Origin of the sequence: Actinomadura meridiana (genome assembly GCF_039537545.1) — a bacterium.
GTDB lineage: Bacteria > Actinomycetota > Actinomycetes > Streptosporangiales > Streptosporangiaceae > Spirillospora > Spirillospora meridiana.
The window spans coordinates 881,299-905,692 of record NZ_BAABAS010000006.1; the positions used below are offsets into that span (position 1 = coordinate 881,299).

General features: G+C 71.4%; 21 protein-coding genes and 1 pseudogene. 7 read left to right on the plus strand and 15 right to left on the minus strand.

Annotation, left to right across the window (positions count from 1 at the left end; all coding sequences use genetic code 11):
• Window positions 1-11: 11 nt before the first annotated feature.
• From ABD808_RS17015 to ABD808_RS17025, 3 genes are all read right to left on the minus strand, one after another.
• Complete coding sequence (locus tag ABD808_RS17015) at window positions 12-1,328, minus strand: DUF4389 domain-containing protein (protein WP_344897444.1); 1,317 nt, start codon at window positions 1,326-1,328, stop codon at window positions 12-14.
• A gap of 71 nt (window positions 1,329-1,399) precedes the next feature.
• Window positions 1,400-2,362, minus strand: a complete 963-nt coding sequence (locus ABD808_RS17020) for a quinone oxidoreductase family protein (protein WP_344897447.1) — start codon at window positions 2,360-2,362, stop codon at window positions 1,400-1,402.
• Window positions 2,363-2,433: 71 nt separating this feature from the next.
• Complete coding sequence (locus ABD808_RS17025; protein ID WP_344897450.1) at window positions 2,434-3,084, minus strand: TetR family transcriptional regulator; 651 nt, start codon at window positions 3,082-3,084, stop codon at window positions 2,434-2,436.
• Between the two features lie 222 nt (window positions 3,085-3,306).
• Here ABD808_RS17025 and ABD808_RS17030 point away from each other — a divergent pair, with 222 nt between their 5' ends.
• The 3 genes from ABD808_RS17030 (at window position 3,307) to ABD808_RS17040 (ending at window position 7,475) form a co-directional block, all read left to right on the plus strand.
• Window positions 3,307-3,579: a hypothetical protein gene (locus tag ABD808_RS17030; protein ID WP_344897453.1), complete on the plus strand. Its 273-nt coding sequence runs from the start codon at window positions 3,307-3,309 to the stop codon at window positions 3,577-3,579.
• A 301-nt stretch (window positions 3,580-3,880) separates the two neighbouring features.
• A complete protein-coding gene (locus tag ABD808_RS17035; protein ID WP_344897456.1) occupies window positions 3,881-4,156 on the plus strand; it encodes a DUF6504 family protein in 276 nt (91 codons plus the stop codon).
• A 1-nt stretch (window position 4,157) separates the two neighbouring features.
• Window positions 4,158-7,475, plus strand: a complete 3,318-nt coding sequence (locus ABD808_RS17040; protein ID WP_344897459.1) for a DNA polymerase III subunit alpha — start codon at window positions 4,158-4,160, stop codon at window positions 7,473-7,475.
• Window position 7,476: 1 nt separating this feature from the next.
• Here ABD808_RS17040 and ABD808_RS17045 read toward each other — a convergent pair whose 3' ends face one another.
• From ABD808_RS17045 to ABD808_RS17060, 4 genes are all read right to left on the minus strand, one after another.
• Window positions 7,477-8,184 carry a DUF4328 domain-containing protein gene (locus ABD808_RS17045; RefSeq protein ID WP_344897462.1) on the minus strand — a complete coding sequence of 236 codons (708 nt, stop codon included), beginning with the start codon at window positions 8,182-8,184 and terminating at the stop codon, window positions 7,477-7,479.
• Window positions 8,185-8,282: 98 nt separating this feature from the next.
• A complete protein-coding gene (locus ABD808_RS17050) occupies window positions 8,283-8,708 on the minus strand; it encodes a hypothetical protein (protein WP_344897465.1) in 426 nt (141 codons plus the stop codon).
• 18 nt (window positions 8,709-8,726) lie between these two features.
• Entirely contained in the window at window positions 8,727-9,374 is a 648-nt protein-coding gene (locus ABD808_RS17055; protein WP_344897468.1) for a response regulator, read from the minus strand.
• A 36-nt stretch (window positions 9,375-9,410) separates the two neighbouring features.
• Entirely contained in the window at window positions 9,411-10,607 is a 1,197-nt protein-coding gene (locus ABD808_RS17060; protein ID WP_344897471.1) for a sensor histidine kinase, read from the minus strand.
• 119 nt (window positions 10,608-10,726) lie between these two features.
• Between ABD808_RS17060 and ABD808_RS17065 the strand changes: the two genes are divergently transcribed.
• The 4 genes and pseudogenes from ABD808_RS17065 to ABD808_RS17080 form a co-directional block, all read left to right on the plus strand.
• Window positions 10,727-10,852 carry a hypothetical protein gene (locus tag ABD808_RS17065; protein ID WP_344897474.1) on the plus strand — a complete coding sequence of 42 codons (126 nt, stop codon included), beginning with the start codon at window positions 10,727-10,729 and terminating at the stop codon, window positions 10,850-10,852.
• A 167-nt stretch (window positions 10,853-11,019) separates the two neighbouring features.
• Window positions 11,020-11,229 (plus strand): hypothetical protein, encoded by a 210-nt coding sequence (locus tag ABD808_RS17070; RefSeq protein ID WP_344897477.1) that lies wholly within the window; start codon window positions 11,020-11,022, stop codon window positions 11,227-11,229.
• Window positions 11,230-11,395: 166 nt separating this feature from the next.
• Window positions 11,396-12,223: a methyltransferase domain-containing protein gene (locus ABD808_RS17075; protein WP_344897480.1), complete on the plus strand. Its 828-nt coding sequence runs from the start codon at window positions 11,396-11,398 to the stop codon at window positions 12,221-12,223.
• A 9-nt stretch (window positions 12,224-12,232) separates the two neighbouring features.
• Window positions 12,233-12,889: pseudogene (locus ABD808_RS17080) on the plus strand (response regulator transcription factor); the annotation flags it as partial.
• A 27-nt stretch (window positions 12,890-12,916) separates the two neighbouring features.
• Here ABD808_RS17080 and ABD808_RS17085 read toward each other — a convergent pair.
• The 8 genes from ABD808_RS17085 to ABD808_RS17120 all read right to left on the minus strand — a co-directional run bounded on the left by ABD808_RS17085 (window position 12,917) and on the right by ABD808_RS17120 (window position 24,293).
• Window positions 12,917-14,215, minus strand: a complete 1,299-nt coding sequence (locus ABD808_RS17085) for a sensor histidine kinase (RefSeq protein ID WP_344897483.1) — start codon at window positions 14,213-14,215, stop codon at window positions 12,917-12,919.
• Window positions 14,193-14,903: a respiratory nitrate reductase subunit gamma gene (narI, locus tag ABD808_RS17090; protein WP_344897486.1), complete on the minus strand. Its 711-nt coding sequence runs from the start codon at window positions 14,901-14,903 to the stop codon at window positions 14,193-14,195. Before narI ends, ABD808_RS17085 begins: the two co-directional genes overlap by 23 nt.
• On the minus strand, window positions 14,900-15,523 hold the full coding sequence (gene narJ / locus ABD808_RS17095) for a nitrate reductase molybdenum cofactor assembly chaperone (protein ID WP_344897489.1): 624 nt from the start codon (window positions 15,521-15,523) through the stop codon (window positions 14,900-14,902). The genes narI and narJ overlap by 4 nt, the downstream gene beginning before the upstream one ends.
• Window positions 15,520-17,166 (minus strand): nitrate reductase subunit beta, encoded by a 1,647-nt coding sequence (narH, locus tag ABD808_RS17100; RefSeq protein ID WP_344897491.1) that lies wholly within the window; start codon window positions 17,164-17,166, stop codon window positions 15,520-15,522. Before narH ends, narJ begins: the two co-directional genes overlap by 4 nt.
• A complete protein-coding gene (locus tag ABD808_RS17105; RefSeq protein WP_344897965.1) occupies window positions 17,166-20,885 on the minus strand; it encodes a nitrate reductase subunit alpha in 3,720 nt (1,239 codons plus the stop codon). The genes narH and ABD808_RS17105 overlap by 1 nt, the downstream gene beginning before the upstream one ends.
• 359 nt (window positions 20,886-21,244) lie before the next feature.
• Entirely contained in the window at window positions 21,245-23,038 is a 1,794-nt protein-coding gene (locus tag ABD808_RS17110; protein ID WP_344897494.1) for an acetolactate synthase large subunit, read from the minus strand.
• 212 nt (window positions 23,039-23,250) lie between these two features.
• A complete protein-coding gene (locus tag ABD808_RS17115) occupies window positions 23,251-23,451 on the minus strand; it encodes a DUF397 domain-containing protein (RefSeq protein WP_344897497.1) in 201 nt (66 codons plus the stop codon).
• Entirely contained in the window at window positions 23,448-24,293 is an 846-nt protein-coding gene (locus tag ABD808_RS17120) for a helix-turn-helix domain-containing protein (protein ID WP_344897500.1), read from the minus strand. The genes ABD808_RS17115 and ABD808_RS17120 overlap by 4 nt, the downstream gene beginning before the upstream one ends.
• Between the last annotated feature and the right edge of the window lie 101 nt (window positions 24,294-24,394).

The following is a 24,394-nucleotide window of genomic DNA, read 5'->3' on the forward strand; positions in this document are numbered from 1 at the left end:
GCACAAAACGGTCAGCGCGTTCGACGTTCCGGGGGAAGAGACCGGAACGGCGGGAGTTTCTCGCCGGTGAGACCGAAGGCGTACGCCACCACGCGGCCGGACCAGCGCTGCCAGCCGACGACCAGCCGGTACAGGCCGCGCGGGTAGCGGCCGGTGAACGGAATGACCAGCCAGCTCAGCACCATCACGGCGACCAGGATCGCGAACATGGCCGTCATCAGCATCAGGTGCGGGAGGACGAGCAGGCCCCTGATCAGGGTGAACCAGCGCCGCGGCCCCTGCCACTGCGCCGGGTACGGCAGGTCGACGACCACGGTGTCGGTGTCCGCGGCGGGTCCGCTCCGGGCGGGGGAGGGCGCCTGCGTCGGGGGCGTCGAGGGTGCGTCGGCCGTGGTCGACCGGTCCGCCTCCGGGGCGAACCTCGGGCGCGGTACGTCCTTTTCCGGCGCCGGGTCGGGGGCGGGTCCCTTCCAGGTCGCCGTGATCGTCTCCACGGCGTGCTCCGGGCTCTCCTGGCCGACGAGCCGGGTGAGGATCTGCCGCGCCGTCGGACGCTCGCGCGGGTCCTTGACGAGCGCGGCGGCGACGATCTCGCGCAGCCGCGGGTCGAGACCGTCGAGATCGGGTTCCTCGTGGCTGATCCGCTGGAACGTCTCCGCGACCGACTTGCCCTGGAACGGTGGACGGCCCGTCCCGGCGTAGGTGACGACGCAGCCCCATGAGAAGACGTCCGACGCCTGCTCGACGGGCTCGCCGCGCAGCACCTCGGGCGCGATGTACGCCGGGGTCCCGACGAACTGGCCGGTGCGGGTCGGGCCGTTCGGCGCGTCCAGCGCGCGGGCGATGCCGAAGTCGATGACGCGGGGGCCGGTGGACGACAGCAGCACGTTCGCGGGCTTCAGATCCCGGTGGACGATCCCGGCCCCGTGGATCGCGGCGAGCGCCGTGGCGACCCCGACCGCGATGCCCTCCAGGTCGGAGCCGGGCAGCGGCCCCTTGCCCCCGACGGTGCGTTCCAGGCTCGGACCGTCGATGTACTCGGTGACGATGTAGGGCGGATCCTGGTCGAGCCCGGCGTCCAGCACGGGAGCGGTGCAAAAGCGATGAACGCGACGGGCCGCGGTCACCTCCTGCCGGAACCGGGTGAGAAACGCCTGCTCCCCGGCCAGTTCACGGTTGACGACCTTGACCGCGACCCGGCGTCCGTCGGGCTCCGCGCCCAGGTAGACCGTTCCCATGCCGCCGCGGCCGAGCCGTCCGAGCAGGCGGTAGGGCCCGAGGACGCGTGGTTCGTCCTGCTCCAGCGGTTCGGCGGCGTATGCGGTCATGGCGGGCGGTCTCCTCGAAGATCGTCTATACGAGGCCAACCCTAAGGGAGCCGCCGGGCCGCGGCGGACGGTCAGGGAATCAGCAGGAGCTTGCCGGTGGTCCGCCGTCCCTCCAGATCGGTGTGCGCGGCACCCGCCTCGGCGAGGTCGTAACGGCGCCCGACATGGACGTTGAGGTCGCCGGACTCCACCCACCGGTAGACGTCGGCGGCACGCTCCAGCAGCTCGTCGCGGGCCGCGACGTAATGGGCCAGTGTCGGCCGCGTGAGGAACAGCGACCCGCCCGCGTTGAGCCGCTGCGGATCGAACGGCGGCACCTTCCCGCCCGCGGCCCCGTACAGCGCGAGCATCCCGCGCGGACGCAGGCTCGCGAGGCTCCCCTCGAACGTGGGCGCGCCGACGCCGTCGTACACGGCCGCGACGCCCGTCCCGCCGGTCAGCTCCCGCACCCGGTCGGCGAAACCGTCGTACCCCATCGTGACGTCGGCGCCCGCGTCCTTGGCGAGCTTCTCCTTCTCCGGGGTGGACGCCGTCGCGAGCACCGTGGCGCCGAGGGCCTTGGCCGTCTGCGTGAGCAGCAGACCCATGCCGCCCGCCGCCGCGTGCACGAGGACCGTGTCGCCCTCCTGGATCGGGTACGTCGACCGTGTCAGGTAGTGCGCCGTCATGCCCTGCAACAGCGCGGCGGCCGCGTCGTCGAGGCCCACCCCGTCCGGGACGGGGACGACCCTGTCCGCCGCCGCGATGGCCTTCTCCGCGTACGCGCCCGTCACGTTGGCACTGGCCACGCGGTCGCCGACCGAGAACTCCGTCACACCCTCCCCGACCGCCGCGACCGTGCCCGCCGCCTCCATGCCCGGCGTGTACGGCGGCGTCCGCGGGTACGCGCCCGTCCTGAAGTACACGTCGATGAAGTTGACGCCCGCCGCCGCCACGTCGATCAGCACCTCCCCGGGACCCGGCTCCGGGACGGGAGGCTCCCCGATCACCAGCACCTCGGGGCCGCCGTTCTCGGTGATCACGATCGCGCGCATGTCGTTCTCCTACCGGTCGGAAGATCGCTCTCGCGGAACCTGCCCGCCCGGCGGCCTATTCCACCCGGCGCTCAGACCCAGTCGCGCATGGTCTCCCCGACCAGCGCCACGGCGGTCTCGACCCGTTCCGCGACCGTCGCCGGATCCCAGATGTCCAGCCGGGCGCAGTCCTCGAACGCGATCTTGGTGGCGGACATGAAGAACGCGACGACGACCCGGGGGCGCAGATCGTCCAGTGGGTCCACGCCCTCGCGCCGCGCGATCTCGGCGGCCAGCGCCTCCGTCGACGCCGCGTACCGCGCCATCTGCGCCGCCATCAGCGACGGCGTCGCCTCGATCACCTGCCGGACGCGGCGGAACCGGACGCTGTCGGCCGGGTCGCCCGTCGCGATCGTCCGCAGGATGGCGCGGAGCGACTCGTACAGCGCGGTGAACGGCCGCTCCCCGGCCGGTCTTGCCGCCAGGGCGTCCTCCATCCCCTGGTCGTGCTCGCCGAGGAAGCCCGTGACGACGTCCTCCTTGGTGGCGAAGTAACGGAAGAACGTCCGCTGCGACACGTCCACGGCCGCCACGATCTCGTCGATCGTCGTCTCCTCGTACCCCTGGGAGACGAACAGCTCCAGCGCCGCGTCGATCAGCGCGAGCCGGGTCCGCTGCTTCTTGCGCTCGCGGAGCCCCGCCAGCGCGGGATCAGACGGGTCGCCGGGCGGCACGGCGCTCATCGGCTCGCTCCTAACTCTCCGCGTCACGCGGACGGGTGAACGCCCGTCCTTTGAGAGGCTTTTATCACGGACGTCACCTCCGCATGAGCGACGGGCCACCCGATTCCGCGGGTTTCCCTGCGCGGCCCGACGATCCGGGTCATGCTGATGCTGGTCACCAATTGTCGCCGGACGATCGCCCGTGGTCATTATCCGGCGCCCCGGACCACTGAGGCGGCTGATGTGTCTGTAGTCGGTGGGCGGGAGATCGCCGAGACGCGCCGGCGTCACCTCGCGGCGCTCGCACGCGAGGTCGAGGCCCGCGGCCTCACCTGGCGGCTCGCCGGCCCCGAGGAGTCCCTGCTGAGCGTGTCCGGCGCCCGGACGCGCCGCCGCCTCATGGTCGTCGCCACCCCGTCCGGCGACGGCTGGTACTACCTCTGGCCCGGCGGCGGCATGGCCGACGTAACCCAACCAGAAACAGTCGCCGCCCGCCTCGCCCAAATGCTGTGTTGACCCAGGGGGGCGACCCCCTGGAACCCCCGTCGCGACGCAGGCGATCCTCACGGCGCTGTCGCGGTTTTTGGGGCCTGTCGCGGTTCGTTTGCGTCGCTGCGGTCGCCTGCGTCGTCGGGTTGGGTGGCCGGAGGCGCTGGGGCGCCTCCGGCCACCCAACCCGTGATTGTGGTCGCGGTTTGTCCACGTGGTGGGGTGCCTTGCTCCCGGGGTGGGGCGTTCCCTAGACTCTGTGCGAACGTTTGTTCGAATAGGCCGCATGCTCTCTTCCCCTCGTGCGGTGAGGTCGAGGGGGAGGCAGATGACGCGTGTGTTCGGTGACCCGGTGGACGTGTGGGTGAGTGACGGGCGTCCCGTGCGGTTCGTGTGGGGTGGACGGCTCTACACCGTGCGGCGGGTGTTGGAGCATTGGGTCACGACGCGTGACTGGTGGCGGGAGCGGTATCCCGACGGGGAGGCCAGCGGGGAGCGGGAGTTCTGGCGGGTCGAGGCGGCTCCCGGGCGGGAGGTCGGCGTTTACGAGCTGCGTTACGACGTGGTCGCCGACAGCTGGTTGCTTTCCCGGGTATGGGACTGACGTGCACCTTCATGTCGCCTCGTGCTACTCGCTGCGGTACGGCGTCGCGCCGCCCGCCGCGCTGGCCGAGCGGGCGGCGGGGCTCGGGATGGAGACGCTCGCGTTGACCGATCGCGACGGTCTGTACGGTGCCGTCCGTCACGTTCGGTCATGCGCGGAGGTTGGGATCGGGGCCGTTGTCGGTGTCGATCTGCGGGTCGCGTCCACCGGCGAGGAGCGGATCGTGGTGCTCGCCGAGGGACGGGACGGGTGGCGGTCGCTGTGTCGGCTCGTGACGGCGGCGCATGCTGTGGGGGAGCGCGGAAAGCCCGTGGTGACGCGGCAGATGGTCGGGGCCCATGCCGAGGGGCTGGTTGTGCTGCTCGGTCCGGAATCTGATGTGGGACGTGCTGTCGCGGGGCGTCGGCCTGACTTGGCGGAGGGGCTGTTGGGGCAGTGGCGTGGGGTGGCCGAGGTCGTGGTGGAGATCGTGAACCGGTTCGACCGGGGGGATGGGCACCGGGCGGCGCGGATGTTGGCGCTCGCGCGGGCGGCCGGGGTGCCTGCCGTGGTCGGCAACGCCGTCCGGTATCTGGACGCGGCCGATTATCCGGTCGCGCAGGTCTTGGACGCGACGCGTCGCCTTGCTCCGCTGGATAGGCGGCACCTCGACGATCGGACCGGGCATGCCTATCTGAAGTCGATACCTGAGCTGCGGCGTGCCGTGGAGTTGGGGTGCGGGCTTGATGAGGCGGACGTGTTGTTGGCCGAGACCCGGCGGCTGTCCGAACGCTGCGTCGTCGATCTTGACCTGGGTGGCCTTCACCTGCCGGATGTTGATGGCGATCCGTATGCCCTGCTCATGGCTCGGTGTGCGGACGGGATGGTTCGGCGGGGGCTTGTCGGGTCGGGGGAGGCGGGTGCTCGGCTTGATGACGAGCTGGGTGTGATTGGGAGGAAGGGGTTGGCTTCCTACTTCCTGACGGTTGCCGATGCCGCCGCGTTGATCAGGGGGCGGGGTATTCGGTGTGCTGTACGTGGGTCTGGTGCGGGGAGCCTGGTCAATTACCTGCTCGGGATCGGTGACCTTGATCCGTTGCGGCACGACCTCGTCATGGAGCGGTTCCTCGCCGACAGTCGTGAGGGGCTGCCCGACATCGACCTGGACGTGGAGTCGGCGCGGCGGCTGGAGGCGTATCAGGCGCTGTTCGACCGGTTCGGGGCGGAGAGCACCGCCTGCGTGTCGATGATGGAGACCTACCGGGCGCGCAGCGCGATCCGGGACGTCGGCAACGCGATGGGGCTGCCGCCGCTGGAGATCGACGCGATCGCCAAGGCGTTTCCGCAGATCAGGGCGAACCAGATCCGGGCGGCGCTCGACGACTTGCCCGAACTGCGGCAGAGCGGTCTGGGGAGTGCGCGGTTGGAGGTGCTCTTCCGGATCGCCGAGCGGCTGGACGGTCTGCCCCGGCATATCGCGATGCACCCCTGTGGCGTCCTGCTGTCGAATCCGACGCTGCGCGACCGGACGCCCGTCGAGCGGGCCGCGGTGGGGTTCCCGATGAGCCAGTTCGACAAGGACGACGTAGAGGCGTTGGGCCTGCTCAAGCTCGACGTGATCGGGGTGCGGATGCAGTCGGCGATGGCGCACGCCGTGGCGGAGGTCGCTCGGCTGTCGGGGGCGGAGATCGCGTTGGAGGACGTCCCGCGCGACGATCCCGCGACGTTCGAGCTGATCCGCACATCCCGGACGCTCGGCTGCTTCCAGATCGAGTCGCCCGGCCAGCGGGAGCTGATCGGCCGCCTTCAGCCGCGTGACCTGGACGATCTGATCCTCGACATCTCGCTGTTCCGTCCGGGGCCCGTCAACTCCGACATGGTGTCGCCGTTCCTGGAGGCGCGCGCGGGCGCCCGGGAGCCCGCCTATCCGCATCCGGACCTCGAATCCGTGTTGCGGGAGACCCTCGGCGTGATCATCTTTCACGAGCAGGTGCTGTGGGTCTTCGACGTCATGACCGGGTGCGGCCTTTCGCGGGCGGAGGCCGCGCGGCGGAGCCTCAACCACGAGCGGGGGCAGGCCGTGGTCGGCGCGTGGTTCCGGAAGAGGGCGCTGGCGCGGGGGTACGAGGAGGCGTCCGTCGAACGTGCCTGGCGGATGCTGACCGCGTTCGGGGCGTTCGGCTTCTGCAAGGCGCACGCCGCGTCGTTCGCGCTGCCCACCTACCAGTCGGCGTGGCTGAAACGGCACCACACCGCCGAGTTCTACGCGGGCGTCCTCACCCACGACCCCGGCCTGTACCCGAAGCGCGTCATCCTGGACGACGCGCGGCACTTCGGCGTGCCGATCCTGCCCCTGGACGTCAACCGCTCGGCCGCCGACTGGCACGCCGAACCCGTCTCCGAGGGCGGCCCGACCGGCATCCGGGTCGCGTTGAACGAGGTCAAGGGGATCTCGGACGCCGAGGTCAGCACGATCGTCGAGTCCCGTCCGCACACGTCGCTGACCGATTTCTGGCGCAGCGCCCGGGTGTCCAGGCCGACCGCCGAGCGGCTGGTCCTGGCCGGTGCGTTCGACGCCGTGCACGGTGGCGTGGGGCGGCGCGACCTGCTGTGCCGCGTCGGTGTCCTGGACCGGCTCGGCGCCCGTCCCGCCCGCGTCATGGAGGGCCAGCTGCTTCTGGACGACGACGTGGTGCCCGGCCTGGAGGAGCACATTCCCGTGGGCGAGCTGCCTCCGATGACGCCCGCCGAGATCGTCGAGGCGGAGCTGGACGTCCTGGGCATGGACGTCAGCCGTCACGTCATCACGTTCTACGGAGACCTGCTCGCCGACCTGGGCGTCGTTCGTGCCGTCGAGCTGCCCGGCCGTCCCGACGGAAGTGAAGTCCTCGTCGCGGGGGTCAAGGTCGCCACGCAGACCCCGGCGGTCCGGTCGGGGCAGCGGGTCATCTTCGCCACGCTGGACGACGCGACCGGCCCCGTCGACCTCACGTTCTTCGAGTCGGTGCAGGACCGGTGCGCCGCGACCGTCTTCGGCCACTGGCTGCTCGTCGCCCGGGGGCGCGTCCGCCGCGCCGGGGCCCGCGCCGTGTCGATCACCGCGAACGCCTGCTGGGACCTGAACGCCCTCCACGAGGAATGGCGCCGTGGCGGACGGGACGCCCTCCGCGCCGCGATGGCCGTCGCGTCCCCGCCCGCGCGTCCGGTCGGACGACGGATCGTCCAGCCGACGGGGTTCGCGATGTCCCCGTACTCCGACATCGGGCACGCGGGCGGGGCCGTCAAACGGCCGCCGTCGACGCGGCTGTGGCACACCAGCCCGGGCAGTTCGGGCTCGTAGGTCAGGCGTTTCCGGGCGTCTGGGCCGAGGACGACACGGGCAGGCACTGGAGGCGGGTGATCTGGAAGACCGTCGCCATGCACAGGGTGGCGGCCAGGGCCTGGAACGCGGCGGCGGCGACGCCGACGTGGACGTCGAAGCGGGCGTCGGCGAGGGTCTCGACGCTGCCGTGGGTGAACGCGCGGCCGAGGACGAGGCCGAGCAGCGAGCACGCCCACCAGGCGGCGACCACGAGGCCCGCCGCCTGCCGTTCGGCCGTCCGGTACCGGCCACTGTTGACCCACACCTCGTACACCATGCGGGGCGGCAGCCACAGGTTGACGACGGGACAGAACCAGCCGAGCAGGACCCAGGCGCGACGATGCCGGTGCGGGCCGGGCGACTGCCGGTAGGCGCGCCACAGCCACGTCAGGTACAGCGCGCCGGTGACGACCGCCATGATCGCGCTGATCGTGAACACGTCGGCGTAGGGCGAGAGGGCGTCGCCGGTGACGGTGGCGCTGTAGCCGTCGTGCGTCTCACCGCGCAGGGGATGGGCGAGGCGGAGCAGGCTGATGCCGGAGCCGAGCGCGACGAAGGCGTTGAACCCGAGCAGCATGAACACGGCGACGCCGACGGCGCGGAAGTCGCGGCGCCGCGCCCAGGCCCCGCACGCCGGGCAGCGGGCGACCTCAGCCGGGATGATGTCGCCGCACAGCGCACACGGCATGGTTCACCTCCGACGGCCTTTGCGTTCCCCTGCTCTGGATACTACGTACGTTTGACTGACGCCTTCCAACACAGGTTCGCCCCGGTACGTGTGGATCTTCACACCCGGAAGACGAGCCGGGCGGTGGCGTACGTGACGGCCGCGGTGAGCGCGGCCCAGGCGGCGAGACGGCCGAGGCCGCCGGTGCTGAGGAGCCGTTCGGGACGGAAACCGGTGACCAGCAGCAGCGCCCACCATTCGGCGGTCAGCGCGATCGTCGCGTACAGCGACCCGAAGCCGATCAGCGAGAACGTCAGCACGACGCCCGGAAACGTGATGGTGTGCGCGAACAGGGACGGGCCGCGCGCCCGCCCGTGGACGCCGTTGCGCAGCCCGGCGAGGACGGCGCCCCACCCGGCGGCGCACAGCACCCAGAGGGTCACCACCACGACGGGCAGGCCGTTCAACGACTCCGGTGCCAGCGCCTCGTCCTTCCCCCGTACGTTCGTTCGTCTCCCCGTGCCCTTGTGGGGGACGACCCCCACACCCCGGAACGGCCCGATTCAGGCCATGAGACCTGACTCCCAGGCCCAGGCGGCGGCCTCGACCCGGTTCCGGGCGCCGAGCTTGCGGTGGACGCTGCCGAGATGCGTCTTGATCGTGGACAGCGACACGTGCAGGTCCCCGGCGATCTCCTCGTTGGTCCGGCCGCGGGCGACGAGCCGCACGACCTCCAGTTCCCGGTCGGTGAGGGCGTCGCGGGGCGGGGCGGGCGCGGCGGGCCGACGGGCCAGGTGCTCCAGCAGCCGGACGGTGATGGACGGCGACACCAGCGACTCCCCGTTCGCCGCCGCGCGGACGGCCTCGACCAGCAGCGCGGGCCCGCTGTCCTTGAGCAGGAACCCGACCGCGCCGTCGCGCAGGGCCCCGTACACGTACTCGTCCAGGTCGAAGGTGGTGACGATGACGATGCGCGGCGGGTCGGGGACGCCGGGACCGGTGAGGGCCCGGGTCGCCGCGAGGCCGTCCAGCTTCGGCATCCGGATGTCGAACAGGCACACGTCGGGACGGAGGCGGCGGGCCAGCGCGACGGCCTCGGCGCCGTCGGGGGCGTCCCCGACCACCTCCATGTCGGGCTGCGAGTCGACGATCATCCGGAACCCGGTGCGGACCATCTCCTGGTCGTCGGCGATCAGTACGCGGATGGGCACGACGCCGATTCTGTCAGGTCTGCCACATTCGTCGGGTCAGCCGTCCCCGGTGGGCAGCACGGCGACGACCTCCCAGCCGCCCCCGGCGCGCGGGCCGGCGCGCAGCCGCCCGCCGAGCGCGCCGACCCGTTCGGACAGGCCGGTCAGCCCGAACCCGCCGGACGGGAGGCGGCGGCCCCGGCCCCGCCCGTCGTCGCGGACCGCGACCTCGACGTCGCCGCCGAGGCGCGTGAGCGTGACCTGGACGATCTCGGCGTCGGCGGCGTGCTTGCGGATGTTGGTGAGCGCCTCCTGCACGACGCGGTGCGCGGAGGCCGCCACCTCCGGCGGGAGCGCGCCGAGGTCGGACGCGAGCGTCAGCGCGGCGGGCGGGTGGGTGAACCCGGCGACGAGGTCGTGCAGCTGCCCGAGGTCACCGACCGGATGGGTCGTGACGGTCCCGTCCGCGCCGCCGGTCCCGTCGCCGTCCCCGGCGACGTGCTGGGCGTCGCGCAGCAGTCCGACCACGCGGCGCATCGAGGTGAGGGCCTCGGTGCCCGCCTTCTCGATCTCCCCGAACATGGCGTCGAGCTGCCCGGCCGTGGGCGGCGCCGCCCCCGACCGGGCGACGAACCGCGCCGCCTGCGCCTGGACGACGATGCCCGTCACATGGTGGGCGACGAAGTCGTGCAGGTCGCGGGCCAGGTCGAGCCGTTCGTCCCGGCGCGCGGCGGCGACGGACCTGGTCCGCCGCGCGTCCAGTGCCCGCAGGTACAGCCCGACCCCGACGGCGACCGCCCCCGCGATGCCGAGCGGTGCGGTGAACATCACCGCAGTGATCGGCGACCAGCGCAGCGGCGTCGCGAGGATCGCGGTGGCGAGCAGGGCCGCGATGGGGACGAGCCGCCGCCGCTCCGCCTTCCACGCCGTCCGGGCGAGGAGGATCAGCAGGGCGCCCGTCTCCGCGACCACGCTCTCCACGGGCGAGATGAGGCCGCCCGACATTCCGAGGGCGAGGGTCGTGAGCGCCGACAGGGATCCGGCGGTGACCGTCCACACGACGAAGCGCCGCCCGGTGACCGCGGCGACGTTGGCCACGGCCGCGACGAACACCATCCACAGGTTGGGGTGGTAGCGGAGGTCGGCCACCAGGCAGACCAGCAGGAACAACCCGGCGAACGCCGCGTACGCGGCGCGCGCCAGGCAGCCGCCCACCAGGTGGACGCGGTCGAGCCGTGTGCTTACGTCGCTCACGCCAACGCAGCGTACGACCCGTGGCCGACTGGCGGATCGACCGTTCGGCTGATATCGCCCCGCTGGAAACGACCTCAGGTCCGATGTGAGGGCCAGGTGGTTCCGCGCACGCTGGAGCCATGAATGCGATCTATATACCTTTCATCCTCGTGTTCGCCGTGTTCTTGATCTACGGCGGCGTGGTCATGCCGGTCATGGAGATCGTCGACTCGTTCCGTGGACGCACCTCCCGGGCCGTCGAATAAGGGTTCGAGAATGTCAGTGGTCGTGCGTAGCGTTGACCATGTGATTCGGGCGACACCGGGGAACATGTGTCGAACCGAGTGGCTTGTAGTGACGTAGTTACGGGTACGTAAGTAGTCGGTGGTGACCGCAGAGGCGCGGCCCACCGGGCTAAGGAAGGGGTGTCGGCATGAGCGCAGCGACTGGCACGTTCCATCTCTCCCACCCGCGGTTCGACGGGTCCGCCGAGCGGACCGTCGTCGAGCCGTGGCTCACCGAACTCTCGCACGCGGTGCTGAACGCCTACCCCGAACCCGCCCCCGCGCTGGCCGCTGTCGAAGCGCTGCCCATGCGGACCGTTCCGAGGCGCGTGCCCGCCGCCATCGCCGCGGCGGCCTGACCCGCGAGCACCGCCACCGACGAAGACAAAGACGAAAGGGACCGGGACGACCCGGTCCCTTTTTCTTGCTCCTCTTTTCTTGCTCCTCGTCTCATATAATGAGATTGATTTCTCAAAATATGAGAAGAGATCGTAGGGTGGGGGCACGGCACAGAGAGGCGATCCGATGTCCCCGAACGCGACCTACACCCACGGCCACCACGAGAGCGTCCTGAGTTCGCACACGTGGCGGACCGTCGAGAACTCCGCCGCCTACCTGGTCGAGCATCTGCGTCCCGGCGCCTCGGTGCTGGACGTCGGCTGCGGCCCCGGCACGATCACCGCCGGGTTCGCCCAGCGGGTCGCCCCGGGCCGGGTCGTCGCCGCCGACTCCGCGCAGACCGTCCTGGACGAGGCGCGCAAGAACACCGAAGGGCTGGGCAACGTCGAGTTCGCGGTCGCCGACGTCCACGCCCTCGACTTCCCGGACGGGATGTTCGACGTCGTCCACGCCCACCAGGTCCTCCAGCACGTCGCCGACCCCGTGGGGGCGTTGCGCGAGATGCACCGCGTCGCCAAGCCCGGCGGGATCGTCGCCGCCCGCGATGCCGACTTCGGCGCCATGATCTGGTACCCGAACCCGCCCGGCATGGACGCCTGGCTGCCGATCTACTACCGGGTCGCCCGCGGCAACGGCGGCGAACCCGACGGGGGCCGCCGCCTCGTGTCCTGGGCCCGCGCCGCCGGGTTCACCGACATCACGGCGTCCTCCTCGGCGTGGTGCTACTCCACCCCGGAGGAGCGCGAATGGTGGAGCGAGTCGTGGGGTGGGCGACTGCTCCGGTCGTCGGTCGCCGACCGGGCCGTGAGCGGCGGCTACGCGACCCGCGCGGAACTACGACGCGTCTATGACGGCTGGAAGGCGTGGGCGGCCGCCGACGACGGGTGGTTCAGCGTCACCCACGGCGAGATTCTGTGCCGAGCCCGGCGGAGCGGCGATCAGGACGAAACGTAGAATGGAACGGTGCCCGACGCTGACCTGCTGATCGTCGAAGACGACGCGGAAATCGGCTCCGATCTGGTCGCCATTCTGCGCGCCGAGGGATACGCGGCGACGCTGGCGCGCGACGGCGGGCAGGCGACCGAGACGGTGCTGCGCGGCCGCCCCCGGCTCGTCCTGCTCGACCTCGGCCTGCCCGACATGGACGGCGTCGTCCTGTGCCGGTGGCTGCGGGCCAGGCTGCCCGAGGTGGGCATCCTCGTGGTCACCGCCCGCGCCCGCGAGGTCGAGATCGTCATGGCGCTGGACGCGGGCGCCGACGACTACATGATCAAACCGTTCCGGCCGGGGGAACTGCTGGCCCGGCTCCGGGCGCTCGGCCGCCGCCGGTCCGAGATGTCCCCCGAACTGATGAAGGTCGGGGCGCTCACGCTCGACGTCGCGGCCCGGCAGGTGTTCCTCGCCGACCGCGAGCTGAACCTGCGGCCCCGCGAGTTCGACCTGCTGGCGGCGCTGGTGCGCCGGGCCGGGCGGCCCGTGCCGCGCGACGTGCTGATGCGGGAGGTGTGGGGCGAGAACTGGTTCGGCGCGACCAAGACGCTCGACGTCCACGTGTGCGTCGTGCGCCGCAAGCTCGCGGCGCACGGCGACGACACGGGCCGGATCGTGACCATGCGCGGCCACGGCTACCGGTACGACCCGCCCGCCTCAGCCGTCCCGGACGTCGCGGTCCCCGCGCCGCGGCCCCCGGGGCGGGCCGGGCACCGGCGGCTCGGACCCGGGAGCGGCCCGGAGCACGAGGCTGAACACCGTGGGCCCGGACCCGGAGAGGTGGAGGCACCCGCCCTCGGCCCGGGCGAGTGACCGCGCGAGCGCGAGCCCGATCCGGTGCCGGACGACCGCGCCGTCGTCGGGCACGCGCCGGAAGACGTCGTCGTCCGGGTCGGGGCCCGGACCCTCGTCCATGACGTCGACGGCGACCCCCGACTCCACCAGGTGGGCGGTGAGGGTGATCGTCCCGGCGCCGTGCGCGAGGGCGTTGTCGATCAGCACGTTGAGGATCTGGATCAGCGCGGTCGCGGAGGCGTGCACCGGCGGCAGCGGCCGGTGCACCGCGACGGCGAGCCGCCGTCCGGCCGCCGCGACGTCGGGGGCGCGCCGCCGGTAGGTCTCCTGGACGAGCCGCGCCGGGTCGAGCCGCTCCCGGGGCTGGGTGTCGCGGGCGAGGTGCAGCATGTCCTCGACGATGTCGGCGAGCGACCAGCCGCGGTCGAGCGCCGTCCGGATCGCCGTCCGCGGATCGCCCGGCCGCCGCGTCGCCGCCTCCAGGCCGAGCAGCAGCCGGGTGAGGGGCGTGCGGAGCTGGTGCGCGACGTCGCTGCTGAAGGCGCGCTCGCGGTGCAGGGCGTCCTCGAGCCGCTGCGCCGTCTCGGCCGCGAGGCGCCGCACCGGGCGCACCATCCGTCCGGCCACGAGATGGGCCGCGGCGGCGGCCAGCAGGAGCAGGACGAACGCGACGCACCCGATGAGCGCCCACGCGCATTCGGTCTGGTGGTGGATCCGGGCGGACGGGATGCCGACCCGCACCACCGTGATCCTCCCCGCCGGGTGCAGGAGCGGCGCGGTCGCGGTGTACTGGCCGTCCTCGACGGTGTCGTGCATGCGGCCGTCCTGACACAGCGACGCGGCGGAGGAGACCGGCGGGCCCTGCCCGAGGACCAGCCGGCCGTTCTGCCCGTACATCCCGACGATCGCGGACGCGGTTCCGAGCGGCGCGTCGCGGTCCATGCTCGCGGCGGGCCGGGACGCTTGGAGGGCGCGCGCGACGTGGTCCAGGTGGGTGATCGCCTCATCGTTGTAGAAGCGCTGGACGGCGAAGGTCAGCGGGACGGCGCAGACCAGCACCGCCAGGGCGGTGATGCCGACCACCCAGCCCAGGAGGCAGCGTGACAGTGGCGTGCTCATGCTCGCGGCGGGCAGCCGGTCAGGCCCGCTGATGCTGTCCATCACGACCGTGCGCGCCGCGTGACCGGTACACGATGTAGGGGCGCACCAGGTAGCCGACCGGGGCCGCGAACGCATGCACGAGGCGGCTGAAGGGCCACAGCGCGAACAGCGCCATGCCGGTGAGCGTGTGCACCTGGTAGACGAGCGGCGCGTTCCGCATGGCGTCGACGTTCGGGTCCAGCTCGAACAGGCTGCGGAACCAGATGGACACGCCGAGGCGGTAGTCGTAGTCGCCCGACACCCCGCTCGGCAGCGTCGCCGCCAGCCCCGCCGCCAGGACCAGGGCGAGGATCGGGTACAGGACGCGGTCGCTCGGCAGCGACGCGGCGCGCACCGCCCGGGTCCGCAGCCGCCGCCAGATCAGCACGGCGAGCCCGGCGGCCGTGGCGAGGCCCGCGGCACCGCCGACCAGCAGCGCGTTGGCGCGGTAGAAGGACTCGGAGACCTGGAGCCGTTCGGTGACGCTCTCGGGCACGAGGAGCCCGACCAGATGGCCCGCGATGACCATCAGCAGGCCGACGTGGAAAACAGGCCCGGCGACCTTCAGCAGCCTGCTCTCGTGGAGCTGGCTGGAGCGCGTGGTGATCCCGAAGCGGTCGTAGTGGAACCGCCAGGCGCTGCCCAGGACGAACAGGGCCAGGACCAGGTACGGCAGCACCCCCCACAGCGTGATGTTCAGATGTTTCAACGTCGTGATCCTTCCCCTGGGGCGCGGACAGGGCCGAAACCACTTTCCAGACCCACCGTCTCTGTCGGGGGGCCCGTGCGCGCGAGTTCGCGCGCCTCCTTGCGATCCCGTGGGCTGGCGCCGGGCAGGACGGCGCACAGGGCGCGCAGCACGGCCGCGTAGCCGCTCTTCGCGTCCTCCAGCGCCAGCCGGAGCAGTTCGAGCCCGGGACGGTGATCGGTGAGCAGCGCGACGCCCGGTGCGGGGACGCGGGCGGCGAACTCCAGCATGACCGGTAGGAAGTCCGGGAGTTCGCCGTCGTCGCCGAGGCCCCATCCGTGCGTGCGGTAGAGGGCCTTCATGTCCGCGAGCCGGGCGCCGCGCGCGCGGGTGTCGCCGTCGGTGTAGTAGGTCATGAACAGGGTGCGGCGGCGGCTGCGGTCGAAGGTCGCGACGTACCGTTCGCCGAGTTCCAGGGCGGGGACGGCCGCGATGTCCGCGCAGAAGTCCGCGAGGGTTCGCGCGGGTGTCTCGCGGGAGTCGGCGAGCGACCCGGCGACCAGCGACAGCGTCTCGGCCCAGCCCTCGCCCGGGTAGGTGAGCAGCAACGACGCGGACTGGCAGACCAGCCGGACCGTCACGCCTCCTCCCCGGTGCGCGGCGGGAACAGACCCGAGGGCCGCCCGTCGCCGTTCCAGTTGAGCAGGTTGATGCGGCCGGGACCCGGGCCGCCGCCTGCGGCGCGGGCGGCGGGCACCCCGGCGCGCGGGGTCGGCACCGGCGGCGCGTGGAAGGCGTCGGCGAGGGCGCCGTCGTCCAGCATGCCGGGGCCGCCGAGCCCGTCCAGGCTGCACGAGTCGATGTCGTGGGAGTGGCCCGAGGCGGTGTACGCGGTCGGGATCACGTAGCGGTCCTCGTACTTGGCGATCGCGAGGAGCCGGTACATCCGCTCGATCTCGGCGGGTTCCATGCCGACGCTGCGCGCGATCTCGGGATCCTCCGCCTCGCCGAGGTTCACGCGGCGCATGTGGGAGCGCATCGCCGCGAGCTTGCGCAGCGTGTCGCGCACCGGCGCCTGGTCGCCCGCCGTGAACAGTTCGGCCAGGTAGGACACCGGGATCCGGAGCGAGTCGATGGCGCCGAACAGGTTGTCCGCGTCCTCGCCGTCGTTGCCGGTGCCCGCGAGGGCGTCCACGATCGGCGACAGCGGCGGGATGTACCAGACCATCGGCATCGTCCGGTATTCCGGATGCAGCGGCAGCGCGACCTTGTAGCGGCTGATCAGCGCGTGGACGGGTGAGCGCTGCGCGGCCGTCACCCAGTCGTGCGGGACGCCGGACGCCTCGGCGGCCGCCGCGACCTCCGGGTCGTTCGGGTCGAGGAAGCAGCCGAGCTGCGCCGGGTAGAGGTCCTTCTCGTCCTCGACGGAGGCCGCCTCGCCGACCCGGTCCGGGTCGTAGAGGATGACGCCGAGGTAGCGCAGCCGCCCGACGCAGGTCTCCGAGCACACCGTCGGCTCGCCCGCCTCGATCCGCGGGTAGCACAGCGTGCACTTCTCGGCCTTGCCGGTGTTGTGGTTGAAGTAGACCTTCTTGTACGGGCAGCCGGACACGCACATCCGCCAGCCCCGGCAGCGGTCCTGGTCGACGAGGACGATCCCGTCCTCCAGCCGCTTGTACATCGCCCCGGACGGGCACGCCGCGACGCACGACGGGTTCAGGCAGTGCTCGCAGATGCGCGGCAGGTAGAACATGAAGGAGTTCTCGTACTCCAGCCGCACGTCGTCGCCGACCTTGCGGAGCACCGGGTCGTCGGCGACGTGCGCGGGGCCGCCGCCGAGGTCGTCGTCCCAGTTCGGGCCCCACGTGACGGCCTGCGGACGCCCGTCGATCAGCGAGTGGGGCCGCGCGGTCGGGACGTCGTCGCCGAGCGGCGCGGACGTCAGCGTCTCGTAGTCGTAGGTCCAGGGCTGGTAGTAGTCGTCCAGCTCCGGCAGGTCGGGGTTGGCGAAGATCCGGGCGAGGCGCGCGAACCGTCCGCCCGCCCTCGGGACGAGCCGCCCGCGCCGGAGCTGCCAGCCCCCGCGCCAGCGGTCCTGGTCCTCGTAGCCGCGCGGATAGCCCTGGCCGGGCCGCGTCTCGACGTTGTTGAACCAGACGTACTCGGTGCCGGGACGGTTCGTCCAGGTCTGTTTGCAGGTGACGGAGCAGGTGTGGCAGCCGATGCACTTGTCGAGGTTCATGACCATGGCGATCTGCGCCAGCACGCGGCGGGGTACGGGCATCAGTAGCGGACCTCCTGGGAGCGGCGGCGGACCACGGTGACCGCGTCGCGCTGGTTGCCGGTGGGGCCGTAGTAGTTGGGAGCGAAGGACAGCTGGGCGTAGCCGCCGATCAGATGGGTGGGCTTGACGAGCAGTTTGGTCAGCGAGTTGTGGACGCCGCCCCTGCGCCCGGTGGCCTGCGATTTCGGCACGTTCACCAGGCGTTCCTGGACGTGGTACATGAACACCGCGCCGTGCGGGATGCGGTGGGACACGATCGCGCGGGCGACGACGACGCCGTTGGCGTTGACGGCCTCGACCCAGTCGTTGTCGGCGACGCCGATCGCCTCGGCGTCCGGCACGCTCATCCAGATCACCGGCCCGCCCCGCGCCAGGGTCTGCATCAGCAGGTTCTCCTGGTACTCGGAGTGGATGGACCACTTGGAGTGCGGCGTGATGTACCGCACCGTCACCTGTCTGCCGTCCTGCCCGTCGGGATGCTCCGCGCCGCCATGACCGGGGACGGCATGGTCGGAGACGCGGTCGGGACGGCTCTCGCCGAGCGCGGTCATGTCGAGCGGCGGCCGGTAGATCGGCAACTGCTCCCCGTACTCGATGATCCAGTCGTGGTCGAGGAAGAAGTGCTGGCGGCCGGTGAGCGTGTGCCATGGCTTGTGATGTTCGACGTTCACGGTGAACGGCGAGTAACGGCGGTCGGGGGCCTCCTTTCCGGACCACTCGAAACTCGTCCCGGCCTGGACGGGCCCGTTCTGCGTGTCGGAGAACACGGTCCGGCGTTCGGCCACCCCGGTGGCCAGTTCCGCGAGGCCCGAACCGGGCCCGCACTTGCGGTCCAGGTGCCGCAGCCCCTCGGCGGCGACCCGTCCGTTGGTGGTGCCGGACAGGGCGAGGACGGCCTCGCACAGCTTCACGTCGGTGTCCAGCAGCGGCCGTCCGCGCGCGGGCCCGTCCTCGGCGGTGCCGCAGCGGGCCGCCAACCAGTCGTCCTCCGGGCCCGTCCGGACGCGGACGCCCTTGACGAACATGCCCTCGTCGCGCGGCAGCGGGCCGAGCGCGGCGAGCTTGTCGGCGATGGCGGTGTAGTCGCGTTCCACCAGCGTGATCGTCGGGAAGTCGACGCCCGGCACGGGACGCTCGCCCCCGGCCGGGACGGCCCCGCCGGGCTGCGCGGTCTCGGTGGCCGTGTCGTGCTGCAACGCGGTCGCGACCAGGTCGTGGACGGTGTCGAGCCGCCCCCTGGCCAGCTCGCCGAGCCGCCGGGCCAGCGCGTGGAAGATCTCGAAGTCGGTGCGGGCCTGCCAGGGCGGCGCGATCGCGGGGGAGAAGGCGTGCACGTACGGGTGCATGTCCGTGCTGGACAGGTCGTGCTTCTCGTACCAGGTCGCGGCCGGGAGGACCAGGTCGGCGAACAGCGTCGTCGACGTCATCCGGAAGTCCAGCGCCATCAGCAGGTCGAGCTTGCCCCGGGGCGCCTCGTCGGTCCAGGCGACCTCGCGCGGCCGGTCGCCGGGCGGGGCCTCGGCGGCGCCGACGGCGTCCTGCGCGCCAAGCAGGTGCCGCAGGAAGTACTCGTTGCCCTTGGCCGACGACCCGATCAGGTTCGCCCGCCACACCGTCAGCACGCGCGGCCAGTTCCGCGGGGCGTCGGGGTCGTCGCAGGCGAAGCCGACCCGTCCGGCGGCGACCCGCTCGGCGATCCAGTCGGCGGGGCTGCCGCCCGCCTCCCGCGCCTCCCGGCCGAGGTCCAGCGGGTTGGCCGCGAAGGTCGGGTAGGACGGCATCCAGCCGAGCCGCGCCGACTGGGCCACGAGGTCGGCGGTGTGGCGTCCGGCGAACGCGCCGGGACCGGTCGGCGACGACAGCGCGTCGGCGGAGAAGCTCTCGTACCGCCACTGGTCGGTGTGGATGTACCAGTAGGGCGTCCCGGCCATCTGGCGGGACGGACGTTCCCAGTCGGCGGCCGTGGACAGCTGCTGCCATCCGGCGAGGGGCCGCACCTTCTCCTGCCCGACGTAGTGGGCCCAGCCGCCGCCGTTCACGCCCTCGCAGCCGGTGAGCATCAGCAGCGACAGGAACGCCCGGTAGATCGTGTCGGAGTGGAACCAGTGGTTGGCGCCCGCGCCCATCACGATCATCGACCGGCCGCGGGTGCGCTCGGCGTTCTCGGCGAACTCGCGGCCGATCGCCGCGGCCCGCTGCGCCGGGACGCCCGTGATGCCCTCCTGCCACGCGGGCGTGCAGGGGAATCTCGGGTCGTCGTACCCGTCCGGCCATTCTCCGGGCAGGCCGGGACGTTCCACCCCGTACTGGGCGAGCAGGAGGTCGAACACGGTCGTCACGGTCCGGCCGTCCACCCGGCGGACCGGGACGCCGCTGCGGATCGTTCCCGTCCCATCGACGCCGTCGAAGCGGGGCAGGACGATCTCCACGCTCTCGGCGCCGTCCTGGTGGAAGGTCAGCAGCGGGTCCAGGTCGCCGAGGTCGAGGTTCCAGCGGCCCTCGCCCTCGGCGCCCCAGCGGTCGGCCAGCGTCCCGGCCGGGGCCCTGGGCGCGCCGGTCCGGGCGTCGAACAGCACCGGCTGCCAGCGCCGCCGCGCCGGGGTGGCATCCGTTTCCAACCCCAGCGCGGCGGCCGTCACGAACTTGCCCGGCGCGAACCCGCCGCCCGGCAGTTCCCGCAACTCCACCAGGAACGGAAGGTCGGTGTACTTCTTGATGTATTCGTCGAAATAGGGCGTTGTGCGTTCGACGAAGTGCTCCCGCAAGATCACGTGGCCCATCGCCATGGCCAGCGCGCCGTCGGTTCCCGGATGCGGGTGCAGCCATTCGTCGGCGAACTTCGTCGCGTCGGAGTAATCGGGGGAGACGACCACGACCTTCTGCCCGCGATAGCGCGCCTCGGTCATCCAGTGCGCGTCCGGGGTGCGCGTCACCGGGACGTTGGAACCCCACAGCATGAGATATCCGGCGTCCCACCAGTCGGCCGACTCGGGGACGTCGGTCTGGTCGCCGAACACCTGCGGCGACGCGATCGGAAGGTCGGCGTACCAGTCGTAGAACGACAGCATCGGCGCGCCGATCAGCGCCATGAACCGGGCGCCCACCGCGTGCGAGGCCATCGACATCGCGGGGATCGGGGAGAAGCCCGCCACCCGGTCCGGCCCGTGCTCCATGATCGTGTGCACATGCGCGGCGGCGGCGATCTCCAGCGCCTCGTCCCAGCCGATCCGCACCAGGCCGCCGCGTCCGCGCGCCGACTGGTAGCGGCGGCGCCGCTCCGGGTCGCCCGTGATCTCCGCCCACGCCGCCACCGGGTCGCCGAGACGGCGCCGGGCCTCCCGGTACATCTCGACCAGCACGCCGCGTGCGTGCGGGTAGCGGATGCGGGTGGGCGAGTAGGTGTACCAGGAGAAGGACGCTCCGCGCGGACACCCCCGGGGCTCATATTCCGGACGGTCGGGCCCCACGCTCGGATAGTCGGTCTGCTGCGTCTCCCAGGTGATGAGGCCGTCCTTGACGTACACCTTCCACGAGCAGGACCCGGTGCAGTTCACGCCGTGTGTGGAACGCACCACCCGGTCGTGTGCCCAGCGCTCCCGGTACGGCGCGTCGTTGACCTTCTGGTCGTCCTGGTACACCGTCCGGAGGTCGGTCGAGGTGCGGGCGGGCCGCAGCAGCCTGCCCGCCTCCAGCAACCGCGCCTCGGCGGCCGCCACCATCCGCTCGGCCTGCCCGCGATTTCCGCCAAAGACCACGGCAAACCCCTTTGTGAGAATTTCAGAGGGTCGGCGGTGCCCTGCGGACAAGTCGTCCTCGGGAAGCCGTCCATCGAGAAATCTCACGCGCCTTGACCGCCCAAGTCAATCTTCTTTGCCATGCTCTAATCTTGGGCGAGTCCGCCGTATCAGTTCCGATAATGCGGGTGGCGGTCGAGTGGCGGCGAAAATCTGTCCGCTTCGACGGGATTTCGCGGTATTTATTGCTGGCGTACCTCCTTGCCGGGAGCTTGTGAACCTCGTCACATACCCCGCGCGGTGTCGACCGCGCGGTCGGTAAGGGCTTCCAGTCAGCGGTCCGGTCAGAACGGGTCGGTGAGGTCGCCCAGCTTGTCCGTCAGTTGGAGGTTGTGCGAGTAGTCGACCGGGACGGCGATGACCGACACCGTGTCGTCGGCGAGCGCCTTGCGCAGGGTCGGCAACAGCTCGTCCGCCGACTCGATCCGGTAACCGCGGGCACCGAAACTCTCCGCGTACTTCACGAAGTCGGGATTGCCGAACGTGATGTTGGAGCTGGTGCCGATATCGAGGTCCATCTTCCAGCCGATCAGGCCGTAGGCGGAGTCGTCCCAGATCAGCACGGTGATCGGAATGTTCTCCCGGACGGCGGTCTCCAACTCCTGCGAATTCATCAGGAACGCACCGTCACCGGTTGCCGCCAAAACCCTCCGGTCGGGATGGGCGAGCTTGGCGGCGATCGCGCCCGGAACCGCGAACCCCATCGACGACAGCCCGTTCGACACCAGCAGGGTGTTCGGCTCGTACGTCGGGTACATGCGCGCCATCCACATCTTCACCGCGCCGGTGTCGGCGAGGACGATGTCAGCGCGTCCCATCGCGGCCCGGATGTCGGAGACGATGCGTCGCGGCGACAGCGGATACCCGTCCTCGACGGCCCCCTCCGCCAGCTCCTCCCGGATCATCTCGCGGATCCGGCTATGAGTCGAGCGGAGCTCGTCCGTTGAATGGTGGTGGGTGGGGGCTGGAGGACGGTGAGTCGAGCGGAGCTCGTCCGTTGAATGGTGGTGGGCGGGGGCTGGAGGACGGTCCGTGCCGTTGACGTCGAAGCGGCGGTGGACGGAGTCGGCCAGGACGTGCAGCGTCCGGGAGATGTCGCCCTGGACGCCGACCTCGACCGGGTAGTGGTCGTCCACCTCGGCGGGGAACTGGTGGATGTGGATGATCTTCTTGTCGGCCTGTGGGTTGATCTTGGTCGGGTCGAACTCCTGGAGCTCGTAGCCGACCGCGATGAGGACGTCCGCCTCGTCGAAGCCGAAGTTGACGTAGTCGTGGCGCATGAAGCCGACCGCGCCGAGCGCGTTCGGATGGTCGTCGGGGAACACGCCCTTGCCGTTGAACGTGGTCGCGACGGGCAGCCCGAGCCGCTCGGAGAAGTACCGCAGCGCCTCGCTCGCGCGGGCCCGGGTCGCACCGTGCCCGGCGAGGATGATCGGGCGGCGGGCGAGGGCGAGCACGTCTGCGGCGCGGGCGATCTGCGACGGCGACGGCTCCTGCGTCCGGACGACGTTGACCGGCAGCGGCCGCAGCCCCGCCGCGACCTTCGCGGACTCGACGTCCTCGGGGATCGCCAGGTAGACGGCGCCCGGACGCTCGGTCTGCGCCGTCTTGAACGCCTTGCGGACCATCTCGGGCAGCGCCTCGGCGGTCGGGGCCAGCTCCGACCACTTGGTGATCGGGCGGAACAGCGACACCAGGTCGACGATCTGGTGCGACTCCTTGTAGATCCGGTCGAGCCCGACCTGCGCGGAGATCGCCACGACGGGGGTGCTGTTGGTGGTGGCGTCCGCCACGCCGAGCTGGAGGTTGATCGCGCCGGGGCCGAGCGTCGCCGACGCCACGCCCGCCTTGCCGGTGAGGCGGCCGTAGATCTCCGCCATGAACGCCGCGCCCTGCTCGTGCCGGACGAGGACGTACCGGATGGACGACTCGTTCAGGGCGTGGACGAAGTGGATGTTCTCCTCGCCCGGAATCCCGAAGACGTACTCGACGCCCTCGGCCTCAAGGGCTCGGACGAGCAACCGTGCGGCGTCCTCCTGTGTGGCGTCCTCGTGCACGGCGCCTTCCTGCGTGGACATCGTGTGTCCCATCTCCAGACATCTGATCGCTGGGTGCTGTCCGGTGCAGCACCCGGTGCCCTACCTCCATTCCGGGCGTTGATGTGCGATCGGTCTCACCGGGCCGCGCGGGCCGTCACGTCGCGGGCCTCGGTAAAGGAGCGTTTCGGTTTTCGGGAAAAGGCGAGGGCCGCGGCGTGTCACGCCGCGGCCCCTGAACCGTAGCTCCGTCGCTAGGCCTCCTTGATCGCGCTCAGCAGGTTCCGCCAGGCGGACGGCGTCAGCACCAGCGCCGGGCCGCCGGGGTCCTTGGAGTCGCGCACCGCGCGAAGGTCGCTGGACAGAGGCGCCACCTCGACGCACTGGTCGCCGCTCCCGCTGTGGGACGACTTGCGCCAGACGGCACCGGTGAGTTCGCGCTGCGGGTTGGTCACGGGCTGCTCCTTGCTGCCTCGGCTATGAGGTGCGCGGATTCCTCGGGGGACAGGGCGGCCGCCTCGATGCGATCGAAGCGATCCCTATGTTTTGCTATTGCCTCAGCACTCTCAAGGTAAACGTCACCCATGGTCCCCTCCACATAGGCGATATCCGGGTCTGCGGGGTTCGGGTACGACAATATGGTGAATCGTCCGTCAAGGCCCGCATGCTCCCTTGTCGTATATGGAAGTACCTGAATCACGACGGATGGGCGGGTTGTCGCGGCGGTGGCGAGGGCCTCCAGTTGGGCGCGCATCACCTTCTCGCCGCCGATCGGACGGTGCAGCACCGCCTCGTCGAAGATGACGTGCAGGCGCGGGGCGTCCGGCCGGTCCAGCAGCGACTGCCGGATCTTGCGGGCGGCGATGCGGCGCTCGATGTCCTCCGGGCTGGGCAGCAGCCGGCCCGCCGTGATCACGGCGCGGGAGTACTGCTCGATCTGGAGCAGGCCGTGGACGAGTTGGGGGTCCCAGGTGCGGATGTGCGAGGCCTCGTCCTCCAGCGCGACGTAGCTGCCCGTGAAGACGTCCTGGTAGGCCGTCCACCAGCCGCGCTGACCGGCCTGCCGGGCCAGGGTGATGAGCGCGTCGCGCGCCGGGCTCGGCACGCCGTACAGGTCGAGGATGTCGGCGATGTCGCCGGGTTTTGGCCTGGTCTGGCTGGTCTCCAGGCGGGACACGGTGGCCCGCGACCAGTCGAGCCGGTCCGCGACCTCCTGCAAGGTCAGGCCCTGCTCCTCGCGCAGCTTGCGCAGTTCCCGCGCCAGGCGGCGGCCACGGACGGTGGGGCGGTAGGTCATGGCAGTGGAGTCTTACGACTCTTGACGCTTGTCACAACGCGATTGGCGAACCCGGCAGGAAGGGCAGAGCAATTTCGCGAAGGCAGTTGCGGACGTGAGAA

What these genes read in the sequence shown, in the direction of transcription:
- ABD808_RS17045 (WP_344897462.1), bottom strand. Translation starts at nt 8,184, where the DNA reads ATGCCGTGTGCGCTGTGCGGCGACATCATCCCGGCTGAGGTCGCCCGC.
- ABD808_RS17035 (WP_344897456.1), top strand. Translation starts at nt 3,881, where the DNA reads ATGACGCGTGTGTTCGGTGACCCGGTGGACGTGTGGGTGAGTGACGGG.
- ABD808_RS17025 (WP_344897450.1), bottom strand. Translation starts at nt 3,084, where the DNA reads ATGAGCGCCGTGCCGCCCGGCGACCCGTCTGATCCCGCGCTGGCGGGG.
- ABD808_RS17085 (WP_344897483.1), bottom strand. Translation starts at nt 14,215, where the DNA reads ATGGACAGCATCAGCGGGCCTGACCGGCTGCCCGCCGCGAGCATGAGC.
- ABD808_RS17070 (WP_344897477.1), top strand. Translation starts at nt 11,020, where the DNA reads ATGAGCGCAGCGACTGGCACGTTCCATCTCTCCCACCCGCGGTTCGAC.
- narH (WP_344897491.1), bottom strand. Translation starts at nt 17,166, where the DNA reads ATGCCCGTACCCCGCCGCGTGCTGGCGCAGATCGCCATGGTCATGAAC.
- ABD808_RS17020 (WP_344897447.1), bottom strand. Translation starts at nt 2,362, where the DNA reads ATGCGCGCGATCGTGATCACCGAGAACGGCGGCCCCGAGGTGCTGGTG.
- ABD808_RS17075 (WP_344897480.1), top strand. Translation starts at nt 11,396, where the DNA reads ATGTCCCCGAACGCGACCTACACCCACGGCCACCACGAGAGCGTCCTG.
- ABD808_RS17015 (WP_344897444.1), bottom strand. Translation starts at nt 1,328, where the DNA reads ATGACCGCATACGCCGCCGAACCGCTGGAGCAGGACGAACCACGCGTC.
- ABD808_RS17065 (WP_344897474.1), top strand. Translation starts at nt 10,727, where the DNA reads ATGAATGCGATCTATATACCTTTCATCCTCGTGTTCGCCGTGTTCTTG.
- ABD808_RS17110 (WP_344897494.1), bottom strand. Translation starts at nt 23,038, where the DNA reads ATGTCCACGCAGGAAGGCGCCGTGCACGAGGACGCCACACAGGAGGAC.
- ABD808_RS17120 (WP_344897500.1), bottom strand. Translation starts at nt 24,293, where the DNA reads ATGACCTACCGCCCCACCGTCCGTGGCCGCCGCCTGGCGCGGGAACTG.
- ABD808_RS17105 (WP_344897965.1), bottom strand. Translation starts at nt 20,885, where the DNA reads ATGGTGGCGGCCGCCGAGGCGCGGTTGCTGGAGGCGGGCAGGCTGCTG.